Genomic DNA, 5,140 nt, shown 5'->3' on the forward strand with positions numbered 1-5,140 from the left:
GTTCGACCTGCCGCGCCGCGGTCCGGAGCGTCCCACCGCGGACGGACTGGTTCGCGCGGTGTCCGACTGGTCGCTGACGTCGAGGCCGCTGGTGCCGTTGTATCTGCGCCGCCCGGACGCCAGGGCAGCGGCCCGGGACGACGTCGTCGTCGATGCGTTGACCGCCGCGGATGCCGGTCGGTGCGCGGAGTTGGAGGCTCAGCTCTTCCCCGGTGACGACCCGTGGCCGAAAGCGGCTTTCGTGCGCGAAATCACCGCCGAGCACAACCATTACCTGGCCGCCCGCACGATCGCCGACGGCGGCGACCCGCTTCACCCGGCTGACAGCCGCGCTCGCGATCGCCGCGCTGGCACCCTGGTCGGATACGCCGGCATCTCCCGGTTGGGCCGCAAGCCGCCGTTCGAGTACGAGGTGCACACCATCGGGGTCGATCGCGCCTACCAGGGCCGCGGAATCGGCCGCCGGCTGCTGGTCGAGTTGTTGAACTTCGCCGCCGGCGAAGCGGTGTATTTGGAGGTCCGCACCGACAACACGGCGGCGATCGCGCTGTACCGCAGCGTGGGATTCGTCAACGTCGGGCTGCGCCGGCGGTACTACCGGGTCAGCGGCGCCGACGCCTACACCATGCGGCGGGAGGCGGGGCAGTGAGCGCCGCGCCGGCTGCCCGCACCGTGCTGGCCATCGAAACATCCTGCGACGAAACGGGTGTCGGCATCGCTGCGCTCGGCGCCGACGGCACGGTGACGCTGCTGGCGGACGAGGTAGCCTCCAGCGTCGACGAGCACGTCCGGTACGGCGGCGTCGTCCCGGAGATCGCATCGCGGGCGCACCTGGAAGCCCTCGGTCCCACGATGCGCCGCGCGCTGGCCGCCGCGCAGATGGTCAGACCCGACGTCGTCGCCGCCACCATCGGCCCGGGTCTAGCCGGGGCGCTGCTGGTGGGAGTCGCTGCGGCCAAAGCGTATGCCGCCGGGTGGGACGTCCCGTTCTACGCAGTCAACCATCTGGGTGGGCATCTGGCGGCCGACGTACTCGAGCACGGACCGTTGCCCCAGTGCGTCGCCCTGCTGGTCTCTGGCGGACACACTCACCTGTTGCACGTGCGTTCGCTCAGCGAGCCGATGGTCGAACTGGGCAGCACGCTCGACGACGCCGCCGGCGAGGCTTATGACAAGGTTGCGCGGCTGCTGGGGCTGGGCTATCCGGGCGGCAGGGTGCTCGACGAGTTGGCCCGCACCGGTGACCGCGAGGCGATCGTCTTCCCGCGGGGCATGACCGGGCCGGCCGACGACCCGTATGCGTTCAGCTTCTCTGGCCTCAAGACTTCGGTCGCGCGGTACGTGGAGTCCCGTCCCGACGCCAGAACCGCCGACATCGCGGCCGGGTTCCAAGAGTCGGTCGCCGACGTACTGACCAAAAAGGCGGTCCGCGCCGCGACTGAGCTCGGCGTGACAACCCTGCTGATCGCCGGCGGAGTGGCCGCCAACTCTCGGCTACGTGAGCTGGCCGCGCAGCGCTGCGCCGAATCCGGTCTGTCGCTGCGCGTTCCGAGGTTGGGGCTGTGCACCGACAACGGTGCGATGATCGCGGCGTTCGCCGCTCATCTGGTTGCCGCCGGTGCGGCGCCGTCGCCGCTTGACGTGGCCAGCGATCCGGGCCTGCCGGTGGTGAAAAGTCAGGTCAGGTGAGTTCTCCCGCAGCCGGAGTGCATTTGGCGATACGCCCTGGCAGAAAGCGGCGGGGCGACCTTGAGTGTTTAGCACTCGCATGTATAGAGTGCTAGGTGGCAATCGGACAATCCCTGTGTCGGCACCCGCGACGACGACGCATGGGCACGGACGAAGGCCAGACACCTGTAATCCAACGGTTCCGGGCTGGCCCCGGACCCTCAACAATACTGGTCCGGGGCAACGGCCACGGACCCCCTATCGATTAAGTGGAGGGCTCCAATCGTGGCGAGCGTGAACATCAAGCCACTCGAGGACAAAATCCTCGTACAGGCCAACGAGGCCGAGACCACAACAGCGTCGGGTCTGGTCATCCCCGACACCGCCAAAGAGAAGCCGCAAGAAGGCACCGTTGTCGCCGTCGGCCCCGGCCGGTGGGACGATGAGGGCGCCAAGCGCATCCCGCTGGACGTGTCCGAGGGTGACACCGTCATCTACAGCAAGTACGGCGGCACCGAGATCAAGTACAACGGCGAGGAGTACCTGATTCTGTCGGCCCGCGACGTGCTGGCCGTCGTCTCCAAGTAACCCGAGGCGTGTTCCGCCCCGGTGATCCCCGCGTCGACACGTGGGTGGTCTCCGGGGCGGTGCGCTTTCTGCCGTTAAGGACGTCAAGGAAAGGCCCATGAGCAAGCAAATCGAGTTCAACCAAACCGCGCGTCAGGCCCTGGAGGCCGGCGTGAACAAGCTGGCCGACGCGGTGCGCGTCACACTGGGTCCGCGAGGACGGCATGTGGTGTTGGCCAAGGCTTTCGGCGGGCCCACAGTCACCAACGACGGCGTCACCGTCGCCCGCGAGATCGACCTGGAAGACCCGTTCGAGAATCTGGGCGCCCAACTGGTGAAGTCAGTCGCCACCAAGACTAACGACGTCGCCGGTGATGGCACCACCACCGCCACCGTCTTGGCCCAGGCGCTGATCAGAGCCGGCCTGCGCAACGTGGCCGCCGGCGCCAACCCGATCGAGCTCGGGGTCGGCATCAGCAAGGCCGCCGACGCGGTGTCTGAAGCGCTGCTGGCGTCGGCGACACCGGTGTCGGACAAGACCGCCATCGCGCAGGTCGCCACCGTGTCCTCACGCGACGAGCAGATCGGCGAGCTGGTCGGTGAGGCGATGACCAAGGTCGGCCACGACGGCGTGGTCAGCGTCGAGGAGTCGTCGACCATGAGCACCGAGCTGGAGTTCACCGAGGGCGTCGGCTTCGACAAGGGCTTCATTTCGGCCTACTTCGTCACCGACTTCGACTCGCAGGAAGCCGTCCTCGACGACGCGCTGATCCTGCTGCATCGCGACAAGATCACCTCGCTGCCCGACCTGCTGCCGCTGCTGGAAAAGGTGGCCGAAGCCGGAAAGCCGCTGCTGGTCATCGCCGAGGATGTCGAAGGCGAGGCGTTGTCGACGCTGGTCGTCAACGCGATCCGCAAGACGCTCAAGGCGGTCGCGGTCAAGGCGCCGTTCTTCGGCGACCGGCGCAAAGCGTTCCTCGACGATCTGGCGATCGTCACCGGCGGACACGTGGTCAACCCCGACGTTGGGCTGGTGCTGCGCGAGGCCGGCCTGGAGGTGCTCGGCTCGGCCCGGCGCGTCGTGGTCAGCAAGGACGACACCGTGATCGTCGAGGGCGGCGGCAGCGCCGAGGCGATCGCCGATCGCGCCAAGCAGCTGCGCTCGGAGATCGAGAACACCGACTCGGACTGGGATCGGGAAAAACTCGAAGAGCGGCTGGCCAAGCTGGCCGGCGGGGTAGCCGTCATCAAGGTCGGAGCTGCCACCGAGACCGCCCTCAAGGAGCGCAAGGAAAGCGTCGAAGACGCGGTGGCCGCGGCCAAGGCGGCCGTCGAGGAAGGCACCGTCCCGGGCGGCGGCACCGCGCTGCTGCAGGCCCGCAAGGCGCTGACCGACCTGCGGTCGTCGCTGACCGGCGACGAGGTGCTCGGTGTGGACGTGTTCTTCCAGGCGCTGGCCGCCCCGCTGTTCTGGATCGCTTCCAACGCCGGTCTGGACGGTGCCGTCGTGGTCAACACGGTCAGCGAGCTGCCCGCCGGGCAGGGCCTGAACGCGGCCACGCTCAACTACGGCGACCTGGCCAAGGAGGGCATCGTCGACCCGGTCAAGGTCACCCGATCGGCGGTGGTCAACGCCGCCTCGGTGGCGCGGATGGTGCTCACCACCGAGACCGCGATCGTCGAGAAGCCGGAGCAGCAGGACGATCACGGCCACGGCCATGGCCACGCGCACTAGTTCAAGCGATGCGAAACACCTCCGGTTTATCGCCGGGGGTGTTTGCGTGTAGTGGCATTCGATTCCGTCCAGCCGCACCAAGAGCCGCAGCTCAACGCCTACGGATATTTAGTCTCGCAGCATGGATCGCATTTGGCAGTGGGCGTGGGATCGGCACGGCAGGAGGTACTCGTGGGCGGTCTGCGCCGTCGCAGCCCCAGTGGGGCTGCCGATCTACGTCTTCTGGTCGTTTCTCATCGTTGCTGTCGAGCAGTCCAGTGACTACGTAGAGGCGGCCGCCGTCACGATTGCTGCGGTGCCGGTGCTGGCCTTCGTGGTCATCTGCCCCGGTTGGGGGGCGGGTCACCTTGTAGAGCAGTGGGCGGCCGGCCGCGACGTCGGTCGGGCGGGGGCATTGGACGCCACCTATGCCTGGACCCGGGGGGCGGTTGTTCGAGGGGTCGCGTTGAACGCCGTTTGGGTCGGGCTGTTGTCGGTCATTGTCGGTGCGATCGCCGGGGCGACTGGATGGCGGCTCGTCCAGTACGCGATCCTGGGCGCCGTCATCGGAGTCGCCGTTCTGCTGCCCGGTCTGCACAGCCTCGCGGAAGCAGCGGTGCGGCCAGCCAGGGTCGCGATCGCCGGTGACACCGGGGTTGGTGACTCGCTGCCCCGCTCTCGTCCGACCTTCGCCGCGTGGTCGAGCGTGTCCATGCTCGCGGTCGTGTTCGTGTTCGCGGTTGACGGCGAAATGCTGACGGCCGTGTTCGATCGGGCCCGCGAAGAACCTGTGCTCTTCCTCGTGATCGGGTGTGCGTTGACGGTCGGCCTCGGGTTGCCGCTGACCGTGGGCACTGCCTTCACCTTCCCTTCGACCGATTCGCGATCTTGCCGAAGGCACGGAACGTGTTGCGGCCGGTGACTACAACCAGCGTTTGCCGGTGGTCCAAGATGACGACCTTGGTGCGCTGGCGGCCTCATTCAACCGCATGCAGGCCGGTTTGGCTGAGCGGCAACGACTCCAGGCCGCCTTCGGCACCTATGTCGACCCTGCCCTCGCAGCGCGGCTGCTCGAGCAGGGTGACGACGTCTTCACCGGTGAGCGCCGCCAGGTCACCGTAATGTTCGTCGACGTCCGCGACTTCACCCCCTTCGCCGAGGCCAACACCGCCGAGGACACGGTGGCCCGCC

Annotated in this window: 4 protein-coding genes and 1 pseudogene; all 5 read left to right on the top strand. The window is 67.9% G+C overall.

Features of this window, described 5'->3' with window-relative positions:
• The first annotated feature begins 103 nt into the window (after window positions 1-103).
• On the top strand, window positions 104-649 hold the full coding sequence (rimI, locus tag WA317_RS19880; protein ID WP_425174669.1) for a ribosomal protein S18-alanine N-acetyltransferase: 546 nt from the start codon (window positions 104-106) through the stop codon (window positions 647-649).
• Window positions 646-1,689, top strand: a complete 1,044-nt coding sequence (gene tsaD / locus WA317_RS19885; protein WP_425174666.1) for a tRNA (adenosine(37)-N6)-threonylcarbamoyltransferase complex transferase subunit TsaD — start codon at window positions 646-648, stop codon at window positions 1,687-1,689. The genes rimI and tsaD overlap by 4 nt, the downstream gene beginning before the upstream one ends.
• A gap of 264 nt (window positions 1,690-1,953) precedes the next feature.
• A complete protein-coding gene (gene groES / locus WA317_RS19890) occupies window positions 1,954-2,256 on the top strand; it encodes a co-chaperone GroES (protein WP_425174667.1) in 303 nt (100 codons plus the stop codon).
• Between the two features lie 97 nt (window positions 2,257-2,353).
• Window positions 2,354-3,970 carry a chaperonin GroEL gene (gene groL, locus WA317_RS19895; protein ID WP_425174668.1) on the top strand — a complete coding sequence of 539 codons (1,617 nt, stop codon included), beginning with the start codon at window positions 2,354-2,356 and terminating at the stop codon, window positions 3,968-3,970.
• A gap of 121 nt (window positions 3,971-4,091) precedes the next feature.
• A pseudogene (locus WA317_RS19900) lies at window positions 4,092-5,140 on the top strand (HAMP domain-containing protein); the annotation flags it as partial.

This window comes from Mycobacterium sp. (assembly GCF_049802695.1).
Taxonomy (GTDB): Bacteria; Actinomycetota; Actinomycetes; order Mycobacteriales; family Mycobacteriaceae; genus Mycobacterium.

What these genes read in the sequence shown, in the direction of transcription:
- groL (WP_425174668.1), top strand. Translation starts at nt 2,354, where the DNA reads ATGAGCAAGCAAATCGAGTTCAACCAAACCGCGCGTCAGGCCCTGGAG.